General features: G+C 66.6%; 20 protein-coding genes. 7 read left to right on the forward strand and 13 right to left on the reverse strand.

What is annotated here, in order from left to right; all coding sequences use genetic code 11:
- Positions 1–73: 73 nt before the first annotated feature.
- The 3 genes from JZ791_RS14830 to JZ791_RS14840 form a co-directional block, all read right to left on the reverse strand.
- Positions 74–1,279, reverse strand: coding sequence for a GNAT family N-acetyltransferase (locus JZ791_RS14830; protein ID WP_216895160.1), 1,206 nt, complete (start codon positions 1,277–1,279; stop codon positions 74–76).
- Positions 1,280–1,490: 211 nt separating this feature from the next.
- On the reverse strand, positions 1,491–2,663 hold the full coding sequence (locus JZ791_RS14835; protein WP_308162930.1) for an AI-2E family transporter: 1,173 nt from the start codon (positions 2,661–2,663) through the stop codon (positions 1,491–1,493).
- A 60-nt stretch (positions 2,664–2,723) separates the two neighbouring features.
- Positions 2,724–4,328 carry an ATP-binding protein gene (locus tag JZ791_RS14840; protein ID WP_216895161.1) on the reverse strand — a complete coding sequence of 535 codons (1,605 nt, stop codon included), beginning with the start codon at positions 4,326–4,328 and terminating at the stop codon, positions 2,724–2,726.
- Between the two features lie 467 nt (positions 4,329–4,795).
- On the opposite strand from JZ791_RS14840, the gene JZ791_RS14845 reads away from it, so the two are divergent.
- Together JZ791_RS14845 and JZ791_RS14850 are read left to right on the forward strand one after the other, a co-directional pair.
- Positions 4,796–5,443 (forward strand): MspA family porin, encoded by a 648-nt coding sequence (locus tag JZ791_RS14845; protein ID WP_216895162.1) that lies wholly within the window; start codon positions 4,796–4,798, stop codon positions 5,441–5,443.
- Between the two features lie 16 nt (positions 5,444–5,459).
- On the forward strand, positions 5,460–6,137 hold the full coding sequence (locus tag JZ791_RS14850; RefSeq protein ID WP_254205726.1) for an MspA family porin: 678 nt from the start codon (positions 5,460–5,462) through the stop codon (positions 6,135–6,137).
- On the opposite strand, the gene JZ791_RS44990 is transcribed toward JZ791_RS14850, so the two are convergent.
- Positions 6,130–6,330 carry a hypothetical protein gene (locus tag JZ791_RS44990; RefSeq protein ID WP_254205727.1) on the reverse strand — a complete coding sequence of 67 codons (201 nt, stop codon included), beginning with the start codon at positions 6,328–6,330 and terminating at the stop codon, positions 6,130–6,132. The genes JZ791_RS14850 and JZ791_RS44990 overlap by 8 nt on opposite strands.
- Here JZ791_RS44990 and JZ791_RS46805 point away from each other — a divergent pair.
- Positions 6,296–6,619 carry a ParB/RepB/Spo0J family partition protein gene (locus JZ791_RS46805; RefSeq protein ID WP_368858328.1) on the forward strand — a complete coding sequence of 108 codons (324 nt, stop codon included), beginning with the start codon at positions 6,296–6,298 and terminating at the stop codon, positions 6,617–6,619. The two genes, JZ791_RS44990 and JZ791_RS46805, sit on opposite strands and share 35 nt — an antisense overlap.
- On the opposite strand, the gene JZ791_RS14860 is transcribed toward JZ791_RS46805, so the two are convergent.
- From JZ791_RS14860 to pdxH, 8 genes are all read right to left on the reverse strand, one after another.
- Entirely contained in the window at positions 6,535–7,140 is a 606-nt protein-coding gene (locus JZ791_RS14860; protein WP_216895165.1) for a response regulator transcription factor, read from the reverse strand. The two genes, JZ791_RS46805 and JZ791_RS14860, sit on opposite strands and share 85 nt — an antisense overlap.
- Positions 7,137–8,237 carry a sensor histidine kinase gene (locus JZ791_RS14865; protein WP_216895167.1) on the reverse strand — a complete coding sequence of 367 codons (1,101 nt, stop codon included), beginning with the start codon at positions 8,235–8,237 and terminating at the stop codon, positions 7,137–7,139. Before JZ791_RS14865 ends, JZ791_RS14860 begins: the two co-directional genes overlap by 4 nt.
- 127 nt (positions 8,238–8,364) lie before the next feature.
- Positions 8,365–9,189 (reverse strand): ABC transporter permease, encoded by an 825-nt coding sequence (locus JZ791_RS14870; RefSeq protein ID WP_216895169.1) that lies wholly within the window; start codon positions 9,187–9,189, stop codon positions 8,365–8,367.
- On the reverse strand, positions 9,186–10,103 hold the full coding sequence (locus tag JZ791_RS14875; RefSeq protein WP_216895170.1) for an ABC transporter ATP-binding protein: 918 nt from the start codon (positions 10,101–10,103) through the stop codon (positions 9,186–9,188). The genes JZ791_RS14870 and JZ791_RS14875 overlap by 4 nt, the downstream gene beginning before the upstream one ends.
- Before the next feature lie 104 nt (positions 10,104–10,207).
- Positions 10,208–11,539, reverse strand: coding sequence for an MFS transporter (locus JZ791_RS14880; RefSeq protein WP_216895172.1), 1,332 nt, complete (start codon positions 11,537–11,539; stop codon positions 10,208–10,210).
- Between the two features lie 181 nt (positions 11,540–11,720).
- Positions 11,721–13,034 carry a citrate synthase gene (locus tag JZ791_RS14885; protein WP_216895173.1) on the reverse strand — a complete coding sequence of 438 codons (1,314 nt, stop codon included), beginning with the start codon at positions 13,032–13,034 and terminating at the stop codon, positions 11,721–11,723.
- 183 nt (positions 13,035–13,217) lie between these two features.
- Positions 13,218–14,501 carry an MFS transporter gene (locus tag JZ791_RS14890; protein ID WP_216895175.1) on the reverse strand — a complete coding sequence of 428 codons (1,284 nt, stop codon included), beginning with the start codon at positions 14,499–14,501 and terminating at the stop codon, positions 13,218–13,220.
- A gap of 157 nt (positions 14,502–14,658) precedes the next feature.
- Positions 14,659–15,309 (reverse strand): pyridoxamine 5'-phosphate oxidase, encoded by a 651-nt coding sequence (gene pdxH / locus JZ791_RS14895; RefSeq protein ID WP_216895243.1) that lies wholly within the window; start codon positions 15,307–15,309, stop codon positions 14,659–14,661.
- Between the two features lie 266 nt (positions 15,310–15,575).
- Here pdxH and JZ791_RS14900 point away from each other — a divergent pair, with 266 nt between their 5' ends.
- A complete protein-coding gene (locus tag JZ791_RS14900) occupies positions 15,576–16,721 on the forward strand; it encodes a citrate synthase 2 (RefSeq protein ID WP_216895177.1) in 1,146 nt (381 codons plus the stop codon).
- A gap of 164 nt (positions 16,722–16,885) precedes the next feature.
- Entirely contained in the window at positions 16,886–17,839 is a 954-nt protein-coding gene (locus JZ791_RS14905; RefSeq protein ID WP_308162931.1) for a polysaccharide deacetylase family protein, read from the forward strand.
- Position 17,840: 1 nt separating this feature from the next.
- Here the strand turns inward: JZ791_RS14905 and JZ791_RS14910 are convergent, their stop codons facing one another.
- Positions 17,841–18,596 (reverse strand): hypothetical protein, encoded by a 756-nt coding sequence (locus JZ791_RS14910; protein ID WP_254205728.1) that lies wholly within the window; start codon positions 18,594–18,596, stop codon positions 17,841–17,843.
- Between the two features lie 153 nt (positions 18,597–18,749).
- Here JZ791_RS14910 and serC point away from each other — a divergent pair, with 153 nt between their 5' ends.
- Both serC and sepH read left to right on the forward strand, forming a co-directional pair.
- Positions 18,750–19,886, forward strand: a complete 1,137-nt coding sequence (gene serC / locus JZ791_RS14915) for a phosphoserine transaminase (protein WP_216895179.1) — start codon at positions 18,750–18,752, stop codon at positions 19,884–19,886.
- A gap of 283 nt (positions 19,887–20,169) precedes the next feature.
- Complete coding sequence (sepH, locus tag JZ791_RS14920; protein WP_216895181.1) at positions 20,170–21,354, forward strand: septation protein SepH; 1,185 nt, start codon at positions 20,170–20,172, stop codon at positions 21,352–21,354.
- The last annotated feature ends 112 nt before the right edge of the window (positions 21,355–21,466 follow it).

Raw genomic sequence — 21,466 nt, forward strand, 5'->3', positions numbered from 1 at the left:
GGTTGGCCCAGCCGAAGGGGATCCCGACGATCGAGACAACATCAGGGAAATCCGGAGGCGCACCCGGATCGGTTCAGAAGAACCAGCCGAGAACCGGGTCCCGATCGGTCTCGAAGGCGCTGTCCAGGGCGCGCAGGTGAGCGGCGTCCTTGGCGTGGATGCGGCCCGCGGCGGCGAACGCCCGGACGCGGTGAGCGCCCAGATACAGCGCGCCGAGCACGTCGATGCCGAGTTCGACATCGGGGGCGCGGCCGGTCGGCGCGCATTCGGCGACGCCGTCGCGGATGCGCAGCGCGAAGGCGCCCCCCGCCTCACGGAACGGATCATCTACCGCGACAACGATATCCAGATCGCCTCGGAAGGAGCGGGCGGTGAGTGCGGCGGGCACGTCCATGAGCCGCGCCCAGAGGACGTCGCTGCGGCCGACGGTATGGACCAGCCGCGCGTCGGTGAGCAGATAGGGCAGTGGGTCGTCGGGCGCGATGATCGTCTCGACCTGGTCGAACAGCTCCAATGCCGCCACCGTCCGCCACAGCGCGGCATGCGCGTCCTGGGTGAGGGCGCGCAGTTCCGCCACATCGATCACCGAGCCGGAGTCATTCCGCTGGAAGCGATACAGCGCATAGCCGTCGGGGTGGACGAGTGCGAACAGCCCGCTGCCGCCGCTGCGTTGCCGCGGCGAGTCATCGAATACGTTGTCCCAGCACACATCCGGTCGCACCTGTGCGCCCGGCGTCATCCGCCGCCATCGGTCGTAGATCGGCGGGATCGTCTGTGCCGCATCGGATATCGCGGTGAGCTCGACGCCGCCGGGATCGGGGGTGGATGGCAGGAACCGCGCGAAGCGGCGATCGAGCCGGATACGGTGCCCGATGATCGTGGGACCGTAGCCGAACCGGCCGTAGATCTCACCCTGGCTCGCGGTGAAGATGGTCAGCGCCAGACCATCGGCCTCGGTACGCCGATGTTGTTCGGTGTACATCGTGCGCAGAATGCCTCGCCGCCGATGTGTCGGCGCCACGGCGACGGATGCGAGCGCGGCGACCTCGATCGCGCGCCCGCCCGGTACGGTCAGCGTCTGCCGTCGTGCGGCGGTGCAGCCGACGAGCCGGTCGCCCTCGTGCGCCAGGATCGTGTCCTCGAGCGGGAAGACGGCGAAGTCACGGTCGGCCCAGTCCGGATCACTGGATACGCCGAAACAGGTGTTGGTCAACAGCCGGACCGCATCCGCATCGGCCGCGGTACCGGATCGCAGGGTAATGCCCGACGTCGATGTCATATGTGCACCATTGCACGTATCGGCATTCCCGCGCATCCGGATATCGACTCCGAAACGACCTGCCATCCCCTCCGAGGCAGGTCGGTCCGGCACCGATGGTCCCCGTCCCGGCCGGTCCGGTTTCCGCTGGCGAGCTTCCCGATGTTCTCGCGGTGATGACGATGCCGTCCCGCACTCGACGAGCGCTTAAAAAGACCTTGTAGCGGTGTGTCTACCCTCGTCGGCGCCACAGCCGCAGATGGCGTGGAGTGCGTTCGATTCGCGGATCCTCGGACACCTCGTAGCGCTTCACGTATTCGCTCATGAACCCCTGCACGGTCGCCGTGGCCGGAATCGCCAGCAACGCGCCGACCGCGCCCAGCAGCGCGCCACCGGCCAGCACCGCCAGCAGCGCGATCGCGGCGTTCACGTCGACCGTGCGCGCGGTGATCCGCGGCTGCAGCAGATAGTCCTGGAGCCACTGGTAGATGATCGAGAAGATCACCACCCACAGCGCGTCGATCGGGTGGATCGTCAGGGCCACGAGCACCGGCAGAACGCCCGCGATATAGGTGCCGATGGTCGGAATGAACGAGGCGATCACGCCGAACCACACGCCGAGGGCAAGCGCGTTGGGCAGTCCGAGAATTGCCAGGAACACCCAGTGCGCCAGCGCCGAAATCACCGCGAGCAGCGCCCGCGAGTACAGGTATCCGCCGGTCTTGGAGATGGCGATATCCCACGCCCGCAGCACCTCGACCTGCCGGGGCGGCGGCAGCAGTGAGCAGACGGTGCGGCGCAGCTTCGGGCCGTCCGCGGTCAGGTAGATGCTGAACAACGCGATGGTGAGCAGTTGCACCACGCCGCTCAGCACGGTGCTGGACAGCCCCCAGGCGTTGTTGGCGGCGGTCTGGGCATAGTTGTTGAGGGTGTTGGAGTCGTGCAGCAGCCGATCGCGCAGCTGGTCGACCGTGAAGTGCTGGTGGAACCGGTGATTGGCCCAGTTCACGAGTTCGTTGAGCAGGCCGGGCAGTTCGTGCAGCAGATTCGTGACGGTCTCCACCAGCAGCGTCGTCAACGCCGCGAAAAACCCTGCGACAGCGGCGAACAGCGCCACGAAGACCACGCCGGTGGCCACGCCGCGATTGATTCCCCGCGCGGCCAGCATGTTCACCGCCGGTTCGGTTGCCAGTGAGACGAAGAACGCGACCAGCATGATCGTGAAGATCCCGAGCAGCTTGTGCGCGGCCCAGTCGGTGATCTGATACACCCCGAGCAGTGCGAACGCCAGCAGGATCGCCCGCGGCAGCCAGACGGGCATTCGGTTGCCGCCCTCGCCGCCGTTCGAGGAGTCGGCGGCCCCTCGGTCGTCCTTGTCTGCTTGCTCGTCGGGCTGGTCTGTCACATTCCCAGTTTGCCCGTCTGGAAGGGGTTTACACGGTTGCGACCCGCGTCAGCGCCGTCACTACCCGACGGCTTCCCGGTACTCGTGGCCGGCGGACACCATCGTGGCGCTGAGTTCGGCACGCGCCGAAGTCCGCAGGAACTCCGTGGTGACGGCGCTGAGCATGGGGTCGGCGTGGCCGATCGCGGTGGTCAGCCGGACGCTGCGATACAGCAGTCCGGGATCGCGTCCCGCGGCGACCCATTCGGCGGCGTCCTCCTCGATCCGCTGGCGCCACAACAGCGTTGACTTCTGCTCGGCGATCCATCCGCGCAAACGATCCCAGCCCAGCAGCGCGTCGTGAACGAGGGCGGCGTGCCGGGGCTCCAGACAGATCAGCCGGTCCCGCGCGAGCCGTTCGATGATTTTGCGGCCGGCGGCCGAGTGGCCGGTGATGCGCCGCAGTTCGGCCAGCGGTGCGCGGCGGCTCATGACACCGTCGCGGTGCACGGTGACCAGCGTCAGCAGAATCCGCTGCGCGTCCGCCTGTTCGTCCGGAGACAACCGCTCCCACACCTGTTCGGCCATCCGGCAGGCGACCTGGGCGACGCCGCCGACCCGCCGATACGTCGCGACGTCGATCCGATCGCCGGTACTCGCGGACCACAGCGACCGCATGGTGTCGAACAGCAGCGGCAGACTGCCGGGACTCGCGCTGCCCGGATTGGCGCCGATCGGCTGGCGTCCCGACTCCAGCGCGGTGATCACCAACTCGACCACTCCCGGATCGACCGCGACCCCGAGTGTGCGCGCCGGGCCGGTGATCACCGACACCATCTCCTGGCGCAGCATCGAATTCAGCGTAAAGCTGTTGTGCTGTACCGCATTCAGCAGCCAGGAATACCGCGTGCAGTGGACCAGCGCGTCGGACCGGACCGAGACGAGCACCGACCCGAACCCGGACAGACGTTTGAGCTGGACCAGAAAGGCCTCGCGCACAGCCGGTTCGATTCGCGGATCGTACAGATCTTCGAGCTGATCGACGATCAGCAGCACTCGCCGGCCGTCGGACCAGCGGTGCACGGTGGCGGGATCGATGCCGGAAGGCAGCAGGGAGGGTGAGATGCCTGTCTCGCTGCTGGGTTCGCTGTCGAATGCATGTGCCAGGCGGCCGAGGGGGTCGCGTCCAGGGGTGATGTACGCGATCGCCCACTGCCCGCCGTCGGACCGCAGTGCCGGTATCAGACCCGCCCGCAACAGCGCGGACTTGCCGACCCCGGACGCCCCGCTGAGCACCACCAGATCGGCGGGCCGCTGCGGTGTCGCGGACATCCGCACCATACTCAGCAGCGAGGTCAGGGCCCGCCGCCGCCCGAAGAACACGGCCACGTGCTCGTGCGTGTAACCGCCGCCCTCCGGATACGGCGACAGCGTCGCGGCCGTCGGGCCCTCCGTCGGAGCCTTGTGCGCCGCAGCCCACAACGTCCGCCAAGCCTTGAGATTGACTGCCTCACTGGGAGTTCCGGCCCGTCGCCGTGCCCGCGCACTCAACACGTGCAACACCGGCGCCAACGACTCGAACCGGGCGGGCACATTGCGACCACTGAGCCAATCACTGATCCTCTGTGCCGACGCCATCGCCGACCGCTGCTCTCCCCCAGCCTCTTTGGCTCGCTGCTGCGCCATCATCGCGATACTTCGCAACGACGGCGTCCCCGCTGCCCGATGCAGCGCCGCTAACCTCCGCGCGAACTCTGCCCGCGCCGACCCTCCCTGGTCGACGCGCTGACCGGTGTCAGTCTCTACCGACTGCATGGTGTTGCCCCCGAAACGGCATCATGAACCACGTGTTATGGCTCCTTTGAATGTCTTCGGTGTGTTTAGACGTCGTCCATCCCGCTGCGGTTCCCCGTGAGCGTTGAAATTCTCGCGGCGGCATGCCCATACAGCCAAGGCCCTACGTCCGGTACCGATCGAGTCTGCCGGTTTGTCCGGTCCGTACACCGGGGCGGACGGGGTGACCTCAGTGGATGTGGATGGCAACGAGGTCGGTTGTTGCCGAGGGTATTCGGCCTTCTTAGCGTTGCACGCCGTGGTCCCGGCCAGTCTTCGGCGGCCGGGACGTCGGATACGAGAAGTGGGGGAGAACCCTTATGCGAGTACGTCTTCTGATATTTGTGGCTGCCGCGACGGCAACCGCGGCGCTCGGCATCCCGGTGGCGCATGCGGACACGTTTCAGATAAAACCGCGCGAACAGAGCGTAACCATGCCCGATGGCTGGAGCCTCACGGTCGGGCAGCATGACGAGCAGGCCAATCGGGTTCTGCCCCTCAATGGGATCGGGACGACCAGGGAAGTCTTCGTAACGAACCAGTCGTATGGCTCTGTCGGTGGCAGCGGATCGACCCTGAAGGGGGTCGTCCTGCAGAGCGGATACCAACTCGGGTGTGCGGTGGATCTGACCAGCGTCACGCTGGGTGCCTCGGTGACGCTCGGTGTCGTCCCGTCTCTGGCTGTCGGCCCTGGTCCCACCGGTCCTCTTCTCTCGGGCACTCTCGGGCCCATGGCTCAGGTCGCACCGACGTTCAGCGTCACCCTGGCCCCGGGCAAAGTCGTCGACGCGCCACTCGGCCAGAAGGCGCTCGAGGGACCCAAGGCGTTCATCACCAGCCGCAACGCACATATCCACATCGATGGTTGCGCCGGACCGGCGAGCATTCGTTCCTACACGATCATGGCCGCGAAGTCCGCGGAAGCTGACGATTCGGTTGCGGTGTATGGCGATCCGATCAATCTGTGAGCCTCGGCGATCACGAATGCGCATACACCTGTGGATCGCGGTCGCACTGGCCGCGGCGCTGTACTCGGCAGGCCCGTCGTCCGCTGAGAGACCATCGCCCACGCCCTCGCACGAACTGAGCGCCCGAACCGAAGATGGACGCAGTGTCGTGTTGGGACATCGGCGAGAAACCATCCAACGTATCGGTGGCACGCCGATGACCAGACGAGTGGCAGTGGTGAGCGACGAAGCGTACGCCGCAGTGTCCGGAATCGGCTCTACCAGGCTGAAAGAGGCCACGCTCGTCCTCGGATATCAAGTCGGCTATGCGATAGCTCCGGGGCCGATACAACTCCAGATGCAGGGTCTGGCAATGGCATTGGGGGTAAACCCCGATCCGTCGAAGGGCGATCCGTCCAGAATTGTCGTGAGACCGAATCGCCACGGATCGCTGGAAGCCGAGGCGACCGTATACCCGGGTATCGAGCTCAGCCCCGGAATTTCGGAGGCGTTGACGACCGGGGCCATCGCGGACGTTCCGCTCGCGAGGGGGCCGGTGCGTGATGGACAGGCTCTGGTGGGAATCCCGCCGACGGACGTCGAGATCGACGATTGCCTGGGCCCGGCCGCCATCAGATCGTATGCCGTGCTTACCACGAAGTCGGGACTCGCGGATGACACGATCGCGGTGTACGGCGATCCGGCCACTATTTGATGAAGACAGAGATGCCACCAGTCGGTAAAGACAGTGCAGCCGATTCGCACACGGTGGAATTCGTATCGACGTCGGAGCCGGTTCCGCTTGCCATCGCATCGTTGCGGTTCTCGGATTCGCCCAGGTTGGCGGGCGTGGATTCCGACCATATCAATGTGATGGCGACGCTGGACGAGACGCTGCCGCCGATCATCGTGCATCGCGAGTCCTGGCATGTGATCGACGGCGTCCATCGGGTTCGGGCGGCGCAGTTACGTGGGGACAGTACGATTCTGGCTCGCTTGTTCGATGGCGGAGAGGCGGACGCCTTCGTCCTCGCCGTTACATCGAATACCAGGCACGGCCTGCCGCTGTCCTCGGCCGACTGGCGGCCACCGAAGTGGCCGCCACTCACATATCACAACCAACCCATATTCCGGGCTATGGAGATCGCACCCAATTTATTGTCGGCACCCAGCTTGGTAATGGCGGCCGACAGATAGTTGCGAATGGTGCCCTCGGTCAGGTGGATGAGCTTCGACATCTCGGCGACGGTACGTCCGCTCTCGGCAAGTCGCAGCACCTCCAGTTCCCGGGGGCCGAGCGGACATTCGCCCGCGAACATGGCGTCGGCGGCCACCTGTGGGTCGAGGTACCGGCCGCCGGCGTGGACTTCGCGGATGACCCGGGCCAGTTGGCCCGCCGAGATGTCCTTGGTGACGAATCCTCGTGCGCCCGCCGCGACCGCACGTTTCAGATAGCCGGGTTTGCCGAAGCTGGTCAGCATGATGATGGAAATGCCGGGTTCGGCGGCACATAACCGACGGGCGATCTCGATGCCGTCCGTCCCGGCCATATCGATGTCCAGGAGCGCGACGTCGCACCGGTGCGTGTTCGCCAACCCGACGACCTCGGAGGGGACCCCGGTCACCGAGACGACGTCGAGATCTTCCTCGAGGCCGATGAGTGTTGCCAGCGCATCCCGGATCAACTGCTCGTCGTCGGCGATCAGTATTCGAATCACAGTTCCACCACGGTGCGGACCTGGAATCCGCCGTTCGCGGTATGGCCGAATTCCAATGTCCCGCCCGCCTCCGCGACCCGGCCGGCGAGCCCTGCCAGGCCGGTACCGGACACCGCGTCCGATGCCTTCGGCAGCGGCGCACCGTCGTTCATGACCGTCATCACCAGTGTGCCGCCATCTGCCGAGAAGGAGATATCACAGTTGCGGGCCGCGCTGTGGCGCAGGATATTGGTTCCCGCCTCCCGCACTACCCACCCCAGGGTATTGCACAGCTGCTCGGGTAGATCGGGGGGCGCATCGTCGACTCGGCATCGGACACCTGCCGCCTCCAGGACCGACACCATGCCGCTGACCTCGGTGGCCAGCGACAAGCTGCGTTGCTCGCGGGCCAGGCCGCGCACCTCACCGACCGATCGGCGGGTGAGCGCGAGAATGTCGTTGATCTCGGTCTCGGCCCGGTCCGGGTCGCGATGGACCAGTTTGGCGGCTATCTCGCCTTTCAACGATATGGCCGAGAGGCTGTGGCCGAGCAGGTCGTGCAGGTCCCGCGCCATGCGGGCGCGTTCCTGAAGGGTGGCGACCTGGTCGAGTGCGATCCGATTGCGTTCGACGGTGTGTGCCAGCCGCACCGACAGGCCGATGGCATAGATGGCCGTCATGACGATCGCGATTCGAGCGACCAGATCCACGATGGTTCGAGGGTCCGCGGTGTGCCGAATGGCGTATATGGACAGGCCGACATCGATGACGACGATGCTCGCGGCGCGCGGTGTGGACAGCAGCAGGATGGCGGCGGCGCCGAACGTGGCGGGCAGCACGACCAGATCCGGGCCGAACCGCAGATAGAGGCCGAACGCGAGCAGGCCGCAGATGACCAGTGGCCACGGCTTGCGCGGATCGCCGTCGGTCCGTGGACCCTGCCACACGATATGCGCGAGCAGGATGGCATACACCGCCAATAATGCGATTCCGGCCAGTGTCGAGCCGAGGTCGTGCCCGAGCCGCGCGGTGATGAGCGGCTGCGCGCTGAACCCGACGCAGGTGGTGACCAGGAGCAGATTGACGCTGCGGGCGGTGGTGCGAGTGGAGGCGTCCATATTCATCCTTGTGGCGATGCGGATACGAGCCTAGAGGCAGGTCGGGACGTCGGCCGAATATGGCGGAGCGGCGGGATGCGATACCCGCCGCTGTTCGTGTGCTCTGCCCGCCACCGGATTTCCGGGGCTATGCGGGCACTCGTCGCCGTAGACGGGTTTCCGGCCTGCGCGGATCCCACCGAAAAAGCCGCCGGGCCAGCGTGATCCCGACGACGGTCCAGGCGATCATGATCCCGATCGGTCCCGCAGCCGCGGCCAGCAGATGCATTCCGCCGTCCGCCGTGCTGCCGGAGACGTAGTCCCGATTCAGGTAGGCGGTGCGGATGAGCTGAACCAACGGTTCCATCGGCAGGAATTCGGCGATGGTGGACAGCGGACCGGGCAGGTGCTTCACGTCGGCGAAGATGCCCGAGGTGTAGATGAACACCACCATGATCGGGGTGACGATCCACATCGAGGTCTCTGCGCTGGGCAGGATGCCCGCGAATCCGGTCGCCAGCGAGAAGAACATGACCAAGCCCAGCAGCATGGCGATGACCAGGAGCGGAACGTTGCGGGGCAGATCGTCGTGCATGCCGACGATGCCGGCCAGCATGACAACCAGCGCCACCGCGACCGTGGGAATCGCGGCACTCAGCCCTTCGCCGGTGAAGATCGCGCTGTCGGGCAGCGAGGTGGTGCGCAGCCGCTTGTAGATGAGGGCATCGCGGCGTGAGGTGATCGCGTTCACCAGGTTGTACACCGTGAAGAACAGCGTGAAGGCCAGGAAGCCGGTCATGATGTACGTCGGCGCGGGCACTGCATCGATCGGCCGCGAGTGCTGCGCCTGCATCGGCATCGCGATACCGAGGCCCAGCGGCACCAGCGTGCCGCTCAATGCGATACCGAGTCGTTTCCAGTACACCAGCTGGGAGAGCCTGAACTGGGCGGTTACGTAATTCAGCCAGGTCATCGGATTGCCCCCTTCTTGTCGGCAATATCCAGGAACGCCTGCTCGAGGGTGCCCTCGTCGACCCGCAGTTCGATGAGTTCGAGGTTGCGCGAGGTCGCCCAGTTCAGCAGCAGTTGCAGAAGCTCCTGTGGCCGTGCGGTTTTGATGTTGATTCTGTCGTGGGAGGAGCGGAGTTCGGCGAAATCCGGAAGTGGGAATTCGTCGATGAACACGCCTGCGGGCAGTTTGAACGAGACAGTGCCCAGAGTCCGCGCGGTGATATCCGATACGGTGCCCTCTCGGACCACATAGCCGCCGTCGATGATGACGAATCGATCGGCGAGGTATTCGGCCTCTTCCATGTAGTGGGTGGTCAAGAGGATGGACATGCCGTCCTTGGCCATCTGATCGAGCAGCTGCCATGACTGCCGCCGGGCTTCGGGGTCGAGGCCGGTGGTCGGCTCGTCGAGCAGCAGCAGCTCGGGGTTGCCGATCAGGCTGAGCGCCAAGTCGAGTCGGCGTCGTTCACCACCGGAGAGTCGGCTGACCACGGTATTTCGTTGCCGCACCAGGTCTGTCAGCTCGAGCATCTCGTCCGTGCCGCGTGGATCGGGCGCGAACCGACGCCAAGCGTCGAGAGTCTGAGCGGGAGTGAGGGTCTGCAGGAAGCCCGCTTCTTGCAGCATCACACCGATCCGCGGCGCGATCCGGTTACGCTGAGTGTACGGATCTGCGCCCAGCACACGAACGGTGCCACTGGTCGGCCGGGCGAATCCGCTGACGATATCGAGCGTGGACGTTTTGCCCGCGCCATTCGTGCCCAGTAGGGCAACCGTTTCACCGCGGGCGACGTGCATCGACACATCGTGAATCGCGGTGTAGTCACCGTAATCTTTTCTCAGATTGCGGATGTCAATCGTGAGTTCCTCCGTCATGAATAAGACGGTATCGGCCGAGAATCGTTGAGCAACAGTACGTTACGAGATGAGATCCGCAGGTGAATTCCATGTCCGCGATATGACAAATGTCATGGCCGGTATCAGCCGCTTGTCGCCGGGCTGTCTTGCGGCTGTGGCGAATTGGCGGACCGTCTCCGCTGGGCGGCGAGCATGATCACGCCGCCGATCAGCATGCACACCGCACCGGTGGCAATGGCCGCCCCATAGGAGTTCGGCAAATGGCCCGATACCGCCGAGGTGTGGCCGATGAACAGGGACAGTAGCTGGGAGACGAACACGGTGCCGACGGCCGAGGAGATCGCGGTGGCCGGGGAGGTGATGGCGGTGATTCGGCCCATGTAGCCGGCCGGTGTGGCTTCCTGGACGATCGGGCCCTGACACATCACGTAGATCGAGAAGACCAGGCCGCAGAGGAACATCATGACGAAGGCCACCGGAATCGAGTGCGACAGGCCGAAAAACAGGTATCCCACGCCCAGTCCGATCAGGGACAACACGTAGGCACGGTGCATGCCGACACGTTTGACCAGGCGGACTCCGACGATGGCTGATACCAGGTTCCCGGCAGGGAACATCATGGAAAGCAGGCCGTATCGCGACGGCGGGAGACCGAGAGTCTTCAGGCTGTACAGCCCGATGGCGGTGTTGTTGATGCCCAGTGATATCCCGTACAACACGATTCCGAACAGGACCGCTCGAAGGGGCCCGCTGCCCCATGCCATGCGCAGTCCACCGGCGAAGTCGGACCAGAAGTGATCGGGAGCACCGCTGGACGGCACTGGCCTGTCTGCGACGAGATAGGTCATGGTGAGCGATAGCAGATAGGCGGCGATACATACTACGGCGGACAATGCCGGTCCGAGGATCGCGAAAATAATGGGGCCCAGGGTGGTAGCGACCATGGCAACACCGGTCAGCGCGAACATCGCACTGCTCGCCGCCTCGATCCGGCGGTCGGGAGGGATGATGACCTGCATCAGGGCGGCACGTGCGGGGTTGAAGAACTGCGCCGCGACGTTGCTCAGCGTCAAAATAGCCAGCATTGTGCCGTATTGAGTGGTCGACGAGCTGCGTCCATATAAGAGGATAGCCAGGAGAATCGCGAACAACAGCGCCCGGACCGCATCGCTAGATATCATTGTTCGGCGCGCACTCCATCGATCGACGAGTACGCCAGCAATCGGCGCCACGATAATTCGCGGCACCGCGGCGGACAGTACGATCAACGCAATGAATGTTGGTAGCTGGGAGCTGTGCGGGAATAGTTTCGTCGTCACCCAGACGATCGCCGTAGCGGAGAAAAGATACTCACCAAAGGAGGATCCGGCCTGCGCGAACCATAGAAGAAGAAAGTCCCGGCTGATAATTCTCCGGCTCCAACGCGAGGTCATGAAAATCCGTTCTGTCTCCATTCGTCGAGAACGGCAGCTGCCTCGGTCCGAATGGGGGCACTCTCACCGAACTTGCCGGCAATCATAAGGCCCACTGCCGCCCCGTCGCTTCTGTCCGCGTAGTCGGCGGGGTATGAAAAAGGCCCGCTTCCTGATGGAAGCGGGCCTGTGCCAAGCGCTCTCAACGCCGGGCGAAACGCATTCAGCGACCGGTGATCTCGGTGAAGTCGCGCTCACCGTAGCCGGTGTAGATCTGCCGCGGGCGGCCGATCTTCAAAGGCTCGCTCTGCATTTCGCGCCAGTGGGCGATCCAGCCGGGGAGGCGGCCCATGGCGAACAGGACGGTGAACATGCGGGTGGGGAAGCCCATCGCGCGGTAGATCACGCCGGTGTAGAAGTCGACGTTCGGGTAGAGGCGGCGCTCGACGAAGTAGTCGTCGGCCAGGGCTACCTCTTCGAGTTGCTTGGCGATGTCCAGGAGCGGGTCCTGGACGCCGAGCTTGCCGAGGATCTGGTCGGCGGTCTTCTTGACGATCGTGGCGCGCGGGTCGTAGTTGCGGTAGACGCGGTGCCCGAAGCCCATGAGCTTCACGCCGTCTTCCTTGTCCTTGACCTTGCGCACGAACTCTTTGACGTCGCTGCCGGAATCCTTGATGCCGTCCAGCATCTCCAGCACGGCCTGGTTGGCGCCGCCGTGCAGCGGGCCCCACAGCGCGTTGATGCCGCCGGACACCGAGGTGAACAGGTTGGCATCCGAGGACCCGACGAGCCGGACCGTCGAGGTGGAGCAGTTCTGCTCGTGGTCGGCGTGCAGGATCAGCAGCATGTCCAGCGCGGCGGCCACGTCGGGGTCGACCTCGTAGGGCTCGGCGGGGAAGCCGAAGGTCATCCGCAGGAAGTTCTCCACCAGCGACAGCTTGTTGTCCGGGTACAGGAACGGCTGGCCGACCGACTTCTTGTAGGCGTAGGCGGCGATGGTGGGCAGCTTGGCCAGCAGGCGGATCGTGGACAGCTCGACCTGCTCGGGATCGCGCGGGTCCAGCGAATCCTGGTAGTAGGCCGACAGCGCGTTCACCGCACTGGACAGCACCGGCATCGGGTGCGCGTTGCGCGGGAAGCCGTCGAAGAACCGCTTCAGATCCTCGTGCAGCAGGGTGTGCCGCCGGATCCGGTCGGTGAAGTCCTCCAGCTGCGCGGTGGTCGGCAGTTCACCGTAGATCAGCAGGTAGCTGACCTCGATGAAGTTGGAGCTGGCGGCGAGCTGGTCGATCGGGTACCCGCGGTAACGCAGGATGCCCGCTTCACCGTCGATGTAGGTGATGGCCGACTTGGTCGGGGCCGTGTTGGTGAAACCGGGGTCGTAGGTGACGTACCCGGTGCTGGCGAGCAGCTTTCCGAGGTCGATCCCGTCATTGCCCTCGGCGGCTTTGGCGATTGTCATCGGATACTCGCCACCCGGGTAGGACAGTACCGGCTTGGCGTCGTCGTCGACGTTGATGATGTTCTCAGCGGGCACGGAAGGATCCCTCTCAGGCTAGAACCGGCAGTGCATCGGGCACGGTCGGTGACCGATGCGCTCGCCATCAACGCTAGCCGCTGGTCGATAGCAACGATTCGTGAGGGTCTTGTTAACTACCTCTCGGTCACCTGCTGTCGAGATGATCTCGAGGCGGTATTCGTGGTAGTGGACCGAACGTGGTCAGCCGACCGGGGTTTCGGCATGTGCGCGGGCTACTCGGTATCGGATCAGGGCCGGGAAGACCAGCGCCGCGGCCACCATTCCGAGCACGACCAGTACACCACCGCCGGCCGCCGCGACCGCGGTGCCCATCGCCGCGGCGGCGAAACCGTGGGCAACATCACCCAGTCGGGGCCCGCCCGCGACGACCACGATGTACACGCCCTGCAGCCGCCCGCGCATCTCGTCCGTGGCCACTTGCTGCAGCATCGTCGTGCGCAGCGCCGCGGAGAACATGTCGACCGCGCCACCGAAGGCCAGGCACCCGATCGCGATCCAGAGTCCGGCCTCGCGCGAGAGCGAATGACCCGTGGCCCCGACGGCCACGCCGAATCCGATCATCGCCATGCCCCACAGCGCGATGCACACCACCACCGCCCGGCCCTGCCTGCGCACGTGGGTGAGCCAGCCCGAGAAGATGCCGCCGGCGACCGCGCCCGCCGACAGCGCGGCGAACAGCAGGCCCAGCGCGCGCCCGCCGGTGATCGGATCGCCGAACGTCACGTGCGCCAGTTCCGGGAACAGCGCGCGCGGCATGCCGAACACCATCGCGATGATGTCGACCGCGAACGAGGCGAGCAGGATTCGCTGAGTGGCCAGATAGGCGAATCCGTCCGCGACCGCGCGTAATCCGGCCCGGCGGGTCTCGCCCGTCGGCGGCACCGACGGCAGTCGCCACACCGCCCACAGCGTCGCCAGCAGCGCGATCGAGTCGATCAGATACAGCGTCGACAGGCCGGTGACCGGGATCAGCGTGCCCGCAAGCACGGGGCCCGCGATCGCGCCGAACTGCATCACGGTCGCATTCAGCGAGTTGGCGGCGGGCAACAGGTGACCTGGCAGCAGACGCGGGTAGATGGCGCTGCGGGTGGGCTGGTTCACCGCGAAGAACGCCTGCTGCACCGAGAACAGGCCCAGCACCAGCCACACGCTGTGCATCCCGGCCGCGGCCTGTGCCCAGAAGGCGACCGACGTCAGCCCGGTGCCGGCGGTGGTCACCAGCAGCAGCTTGCGCCGGTCCATCACATCGGCCAGCGCACCGCCCCACAGCCCGAACACGATCAGCGGTACGAGCCCGAACAGCCCGGCCAACCCGACATATCCCGAGCTGTGGGTGATCTGGAAGATCTGCTGCGGTACCGCGACAACCGTGAGCTGGGCGCCGATCACGGTGACGACGTTGGTGGTCCACAGGCGGCGGAACTCCACTGTGCGCAGCGGGGTGATGTCGGCGAGCAGTTTCACTGAGTGAACATTAACGGTTTCGATAGGGAGAGGCTCCCCTGATTTTGGTGAGTCATCCCATGATTGCAACTTGCCGGGTTGCGTGGCCGGACTGTGTACGACGAGGCCGCGGCCCGGGTCTGGACTGACGGAACGGGGGCACGAAGCGGGGCCAAGGTTACGGCTGGAGGCGCTCGACCTTCATGGCCGACACATTCGGGTTCCCCGCGTCCAGCGCGACCCGGATCCGGTTGTGCAGCCGGCTGCGCCGACCCTGCCAGAACTCGACCGTCTCCGGCCGCAGCTGGTATCCGCCCCAGTTCGCGGGCACCGGCAGCTGCTCCACGTCGGCGAACCTCGCGGTCGTGTCGTCCAGTGCCCTGTCCAGCTCGGCGCGCGAAGCGATCGGCCGCGACTGCTGCGAGGCCCAGGCTCCGATCTGGGAGGTGCGCGGCCGCGAACGCCAGTACACCGCGGTGATCTCCGGCTCGACCTGGCGCACCGGGCCGCGCAGCGTCACCTGCCGTTCCAGTGCCGGCCAGGCGAAGGTGATCGAGGCATACGGGACCGCGGCGAGCTGCTCGCCCTTGGCCGAGTCGTAGTTTGTGTAAAAAGTCACACCGGTGCTGGACAGGCCCTTGCACAACACCGTGCGCGAGGCGGGTCGCGGCCCGGCGTCGCTCATCTCCACCGTCGCCAGCGTCATCGCGTTCGGCTCGGCGATGCCCGCGCGCGTGGCCTGTTCGATCCAGTTGCGCAGCAACGGTTCCCATCCGTCGGCCAACCAGGACTCGTCCAGATCCGGATCGCCGCCGTATTCGGCGCGCATGGCGGCGATATCCAGTTCCGCGCGCATCGCCCGATCCACCTCCACGTGTGTCGGGATCGCGGTACCCGATTCCCGCTCCGGCAAACCTGGTGAGGTCACGTCGTCGCCCATGGGCCAGACGTTACTCCGCGGTAGCGCGAGGACTAAGGTTCATATCGATCGACGCGCTCGGTCATTCGCCGGGCACACCCGCCACTACCAGCGCGTTGTATCGAGTAGTGGCCGCCCACCAGTTCGTGCGGCCCGATCGCAAGGAGAGTCACCGCATGACAACCAGCGCCGCGGCACCCGCAAACCCCGCAATACCCCCGGATTTCGTCAGCGGCCTGGAAGGCGTAGTGGCCTTCACCAGCGAGATCGCCGAGCCCGACAAGAACGGCGGCTCGCTGCGCTATCGCGGTGTCGACATCGAGGATCTGGTCGCCAACCGGGTGACCTTCGGCGATGTGTGGGCACTGCTGGTCGACGGCGAGTTCGGGCACGGCCTGCCCCCGGCCGAGCCGTTCCCGCTGCCGGTGCACACCGGCGACGTCCGGGTCGACGTGCAGGCCGGTCTGGCCATGCTGGCGCCGATCTGGGGCTACAAGCCGCTGCTGGACATCGATGACGCGACCGCCCGCGATAATCTGGCCCGCGCCTCGGTGATGGCGCTGTCCTACGTCGCGCAGTCCGCGCGCGGTATCTATGTCCCGGCCGTGCCGCAGAAGAAGATCGACGGCTGCGCCACCGTCACCGAGCGCTTCATGACCCGGTGGAAGGGCGATCCGGATCCGCGGCACATCGAGGCCATCGACGCGTACTGGGTGTCCGCCGCCGAGCACGGTATGAACGCCTCCACCTTCACCGCCCGCGTCATCGCCTCCACCGGCGCGGATGTGGCCGCCGCGCTGTCCGGCGCGATCGGCGCGATGTCCGGCCCGCTGCACGGCGGCGCACCGGCCCGCGTGCTGCCGATGATCGAGGAGGTCGAGCGAAGCGGCGACGCGCGCGCCCTGGTCAAGGGCATCCTGGACCGTAAAGAAAAGCTGATGGGCTTCGGCCACCGGGTGTATCGGGCGCAGGATCCGCGCGCCGGGGTGCTGCGTGCCACCGCCAAACGTCTCGGCGCCCCGCGCTACGAGGTCGCCGCGGCGCTGGAGCAGGCCGCCCTGGCCGAGCTGCGCGAGCGTCGTCCCGATCGCGCCATCGAGACCAACGTCGAGTTCTGGGCCGCGGTCATCCTGGACTTCGCCGAGGTCCCGGCGCATATGATGCCCGCGATGTTCACCTGCGGCCGTACCGCCGGCTGGTGTGCTCACATCCTGGAGCAGAAGCGCCTGGGCAAGCTGGTCCGTCCGGCCGCCATTTACACCGGGCCGGGTCCGCGTCGTCCGGAAGATGTCACCGGCTGGGCGAGCATCGCCGGTAAGTAGCTTCGGCGCACCGACCCTGTCGCCCCGGTGCGTGTGCGCTGTCATCCCAGGTGACCTGTGCATCCCCATGCGGCTTGTGTCTCGACAGCGGCGCAGATGTGACGATTGTCTGGAAATCGCTTACGCCGCTGGGCGTGGCGGTCGGATTCCGTTAGCATCCGAGCGTGCTCGAGCGAAAGCTGACGCGACGCGGACTGCTCGCCACCGGAGTGGTGACGGCCGCCGGGTGGGCGACGGCGGCATGCGGTGCGGCACTGGGCAGTTCGACCACTCGCATATCGGCGGCATCGCGTCCGGCAGCCGCGGCGTTCGTGCCTTCCGCGACGCTCGATGCGGCGCGGCCGGTTCCGCCCAGCGTCACACCCGCCGCGGCCGTCGCCCCGGCAACGCCCTCCTCGCCGACGCCGACGGCGCCGCGACCGGTCGAGGACCCGGGCGCGGTAGCGGCCGCGCACGCCGGGCAGCGGCCGGTCGCCTGGGGTATGGCCATGCCGGGCATCATCACCGGGTTCGCCCCCCAGGGTAGGCAAATGGCCCTGACCTTCGACGCGTGCGGCGGTCCCGGCAACGACGAGATGAACGATCTGCTGATCAATTACCTGATCGCCCAGCGGATTCCGGCGACGCTGTTTCTCAACAGGCGCTGGATCGACGCCGATCCGGCGCGTGCGGCGTCGCTGGCGGCCAGTCCGCTGTTCGAGATCGGCAACCACGGCAACCGGCACTGCCCGCTGTCTGTGACCGGCCGCGCCGCCTACGGAATCCGCGGCACCGGGTCCGCGCGGGAGGCCGTGGACGAGGTGTGGGAAAACCAGCAGCGGCTGATCGCCCTGACCGGGCGCGCACCGCGGTTCTTCCGCCCCGGCACCGCGCACTACGACGACGTCGCCGTGCGGATAGTGCACGAATTGGGCGTCACGCCGGTCGGATTCGACATCAACGCCGACGCGGGCGCGACCTTCAATGCGGCCCAGGTGCAGGTGGAGATGGCCAAGGCCACGCCCGGCGCGATCTCCATCGCCCATATGCACCGCCCGAAATCCGGGACCGGGCCGGGGATGCTGGTCGCGCTGCCGCGGCTGCGGTCGGCCGGCTACGAATTCGTGCACCTGCCGTAGGTCACTCGTACATCGAGGCGACCCAGTCCACGGCCACCGACTCCCCGCGGTCGACGGTGAAGAAGGCGACCTCCAAATGCCTGCCCAGATCGACCATTTCGATGGCCGACAGCGGTACCGGCTGCATGATGCGCACCCACCACGGACGCGGTTCGTCCCACGCGCGCAGTTCCAGATCCAGTCGCAGCACCGGATCGTCGCGACCCGTGTAGTCCGCGGCGACCGGGGTGGTCGACAGCACCGTGGCGTCGGCGCGGCGCCCGTTGGCCAGGATCTTGGCGATGCTGACCCGCGTGGCTTCCTGTTCGCCGGGCACGTACAACACCACCCGGTCGCGGTTGCCCGGATCGACGCGACATCCGACGACGTCGCCGGGCCGCATCGACTCCAGATCCGTCACGCTCATCCGCTGGCGCACCCGGGTCTCGTACAGGTGCCCGTCGGATTGGATGCGCACCCAGAAGCGGTGGCCCGATTCGCTCGAATCCCCACCGTTCGACTCGGGGGCGGCGGCGTGCGTAACCACGGAGGGCCCGGTGAACGGCGGCATCCGGCACAGCCGTACGCCGAGAATCGTCGCGGTGCCCGCGAGCCCGTGCGCCAGTACCTCCCGCTGCGCGGATTCGGACAGGGCGCCGTGCCGCGATCCGCGTGAGCCCAGCAGCGCCGTCAGCCGCGCGAGGCGGCCGTGTGGCGGGGGCGTCGCGGTGACACGCAGCGGCCGAGCTGTTGCGGGGACCTGCGCAGCCGTACCCATGCTGACACGGTAACGGCAGTCGGAGCGCCGCGAGGGCATTCCCGAAATCTGATTAACCGAGTCGTAACCGGTCTCCCACCGCAGGTTTGTCGCCCCGGTTGTACCGGGTACCCACCAATGCTGTCCGTGTGGTTCGGCCACTAGGGTGGGACCATGACCAAGGACGACTCAGCCCTTCCGAGCATCCCCGCCGAACTGAAGCCCGCCGACGGACGTTTCGGTTGCGGCCCGTCCAAGGTTCGCCCCGAACAGCTGAGGTCCCTGGTCGAGGTGGGAGCCTCCGTCTTCGGCACCAGTCATCGGCAGAAGCCGGTCAAGAATGTGGTCGCACGGGTGCGCGCGGGCCTGCGGGAGCTGTTCTCTCTGCCCGAGGGGTACGAGGTCGTGCTCGGCAACGGCGGCACCACCGCGTTCTGGGACGCCGCGGCCTTCGGTCTGATCCGCGATCGCTCGCTGCATCTGACCTACGGCGAGTTCAGCTCGAAGTTTGCCACGGTGGCCAAGAAGAATCCGTTCATCGGTGAGCCGATCGTGGTGTCGAGCGAGCCGGGCACCGCCCCCGCGCCGGTATCCGATCCGGCCGCCGACGTGATCGCCTGGGCGCACAACGAGACCTCCACGGGTGTCGCGGTTCCCGTGCAGCGCCCGGCCGGCTCGGAGAACGCGCTGATCGCCATCGACGCCACCTCGGGCGCGGGCGGCCTGCCGGTGGACGTCGCAGACGCCGACGTCTACTACTTCGCGCCGCAGAAGTGCTTCGCCTCCGACGGCGGGCTGTGGGTGGCGCTGATGAGCCCCAAGGCGCTGGAACGCGTTGCCGAGATCCACGATTCGGGCCGGTACACCCCGGAGTTCCTGTCGCTGCCGATCGCCGTCGACAACAGCTCCAAGGATCAGACCTACAACACCCCGGCCCTGGCCACCCTGCTGCTGTTCGCCGACCAGCTGGACTGGATGAACGGCAACGGCGGCCTGGACTGGACCGTCAAGCGCACCCTGGATTCGTCCTCGCGGCTGTACTCGTGGGCCGAGTCGACCGAATACACCAGCCCGTTCGTGGCCGATCCGGCGCATCGCTCGCAGGTCGTCGGCACCGTCGACTTCGTCGATTCGGTGGACGCCGCGCAGGTCGCGAAGGTCCTGCGGGCCAACGGCATCGTCGATACCGAGCCGTACCGCAAGCTGGGCCGCAACCAGTTGCGCATCGGCATGTTCCCGGCCATCGACCCCGAGGACGTCAGCCAGCTCACCCGCTGCATCGACTGGGTCGTGCAGGAAATCACAAAGTAGACTAAGAAAGAACCACCGCGGTCGAGACAGCGGCAAGCTGCCGGGTACCCCCAAAATCGGCTCGCCCGCCAACCGCCGGTACGCATGCACGACGGTCAACGGCTCTCGGCCGTGCGCTGAATCGCGGAGAGGCGGAACAAGCCACGATAACGCGTGCGGATCTTTCGCGAGAGATTTCCGCGCGCGTGTCTTGCCACATGAATCCCAGAAGTGCACTACTGTTCCAGAACGTGGGCGGTGTCGCGAGCCTGGCTGTGATCGACGCGGCGATAAGGAGGTAACGGTGCGTGAGCTTCGAGTGATCGGTCTGACGCCCGATTCCGCGCACATCGTGTGCATCGATGCCGAGACAGGCCAGAAGTACAAGCTCGCGGCTGATGAGAAGTTGCGTGCCGCCGCCCGTGGAGACCTCGCCCGATTCGGCCAGATCGAGATCGAAACGGAAGCAACGATGCGTCCTCGCGATATCCAGGCCCGTATCCGCGCCGGCGCCTCGGTCGAGCAGGTGACCGAGGAATCCGGGATGCCAATGAGCCGGGTCGAGCGCTTCGCCTATCCGGTGCTGCTGGAGCGGGCGCGCGCGGCGGAGCTGGCGCAGAAGGCGCATCCGGTGCGCAAGGACGGCCCGGCCGTCGAGACGCTGATCCAGGTGGTCTCGGCCGCCTTCGCCGAGCGCGGCCACAACATCGATATCGCCGAGTGGGACGCCTGGAAGGACGAGAAGGGCTACTGGGTGGCCCAATTACAGTGGCAGGCGGGCCGTTCGGTGATCGCCGCGCACTGGCGCTTCCAGCCCGACGCGCACGGCGGCTCGGTGTCGCCGCTCGACGATCCCGCCTCTGATCTTGTCGATCCCGATTTCGGCCGGTCGCTGCGCGGCCTGGCGACCATCCTGCCCGAGCCCACCGCCGAACAGGTCGAGCCGGTCACTCCCGTCCCGCCGACACCCGCTCCGCTCGAGGAGCCCCCTGCGGCGCGGGTCGCGGTGAGCGAGCCTCGGGTGCAGGAATACCCGGTCGAGGAGATCTACGAGAACCGTGCCGTCGTCGGCGGTTCGGTTCCGGTGACGCCTCCCGGCCCGGCACATTCGTCCCCGACGCGCGAGCCGGCTCCGGTGCACGAGCCCTCGGCTCCCGCCGCCGAGTATGCCGCGCCGGTCCGCGAAAACTCCGCGCCGGTGCGCGAACCCGCCGCCCCGGAGCCGCAGGCCGCACCGTCGGCTCCGGCCGCCAAGGCCCCGGCTCCGGCCGCCAAGCCCCCCGCACCCGCCGCCAAACCCGCGGCGAAGGCCCCGGCTCCAGCCGCGAAGGCGGCGTCGGCGACCGCCGCGAAGGCCGACGCGGACAAGCCCGCCGAGGAATCCGCACCGCAGCCCGCCAAGCAGACTCGCGCGAAGCCCAAGCGCGGCAAGGCCCCTATGCCGTCCTGGGAGGACGTGCTGCTGGGTGTGCGCAGCTCAGGTCACTGAGAAACCTGTCCGAAGGGCGAGCCGACAAGGTTTTTCGGCGCGGCTCGTCGCGTGGCTGCCGACAAACACAGCTTGATTTGCTACGGAGTAGCTATGCTTATCCGTACGAGAA

Source organism: Nocardia alni, from assembly GCF_019038435.1.
GTDB classification, from domain to species: domain Bacteria; phylum Actinomycetota; class Actinomycetes; order Mycobacteriales; family Mycobacteriaceae; genus Nocardia; species Nocardia alni.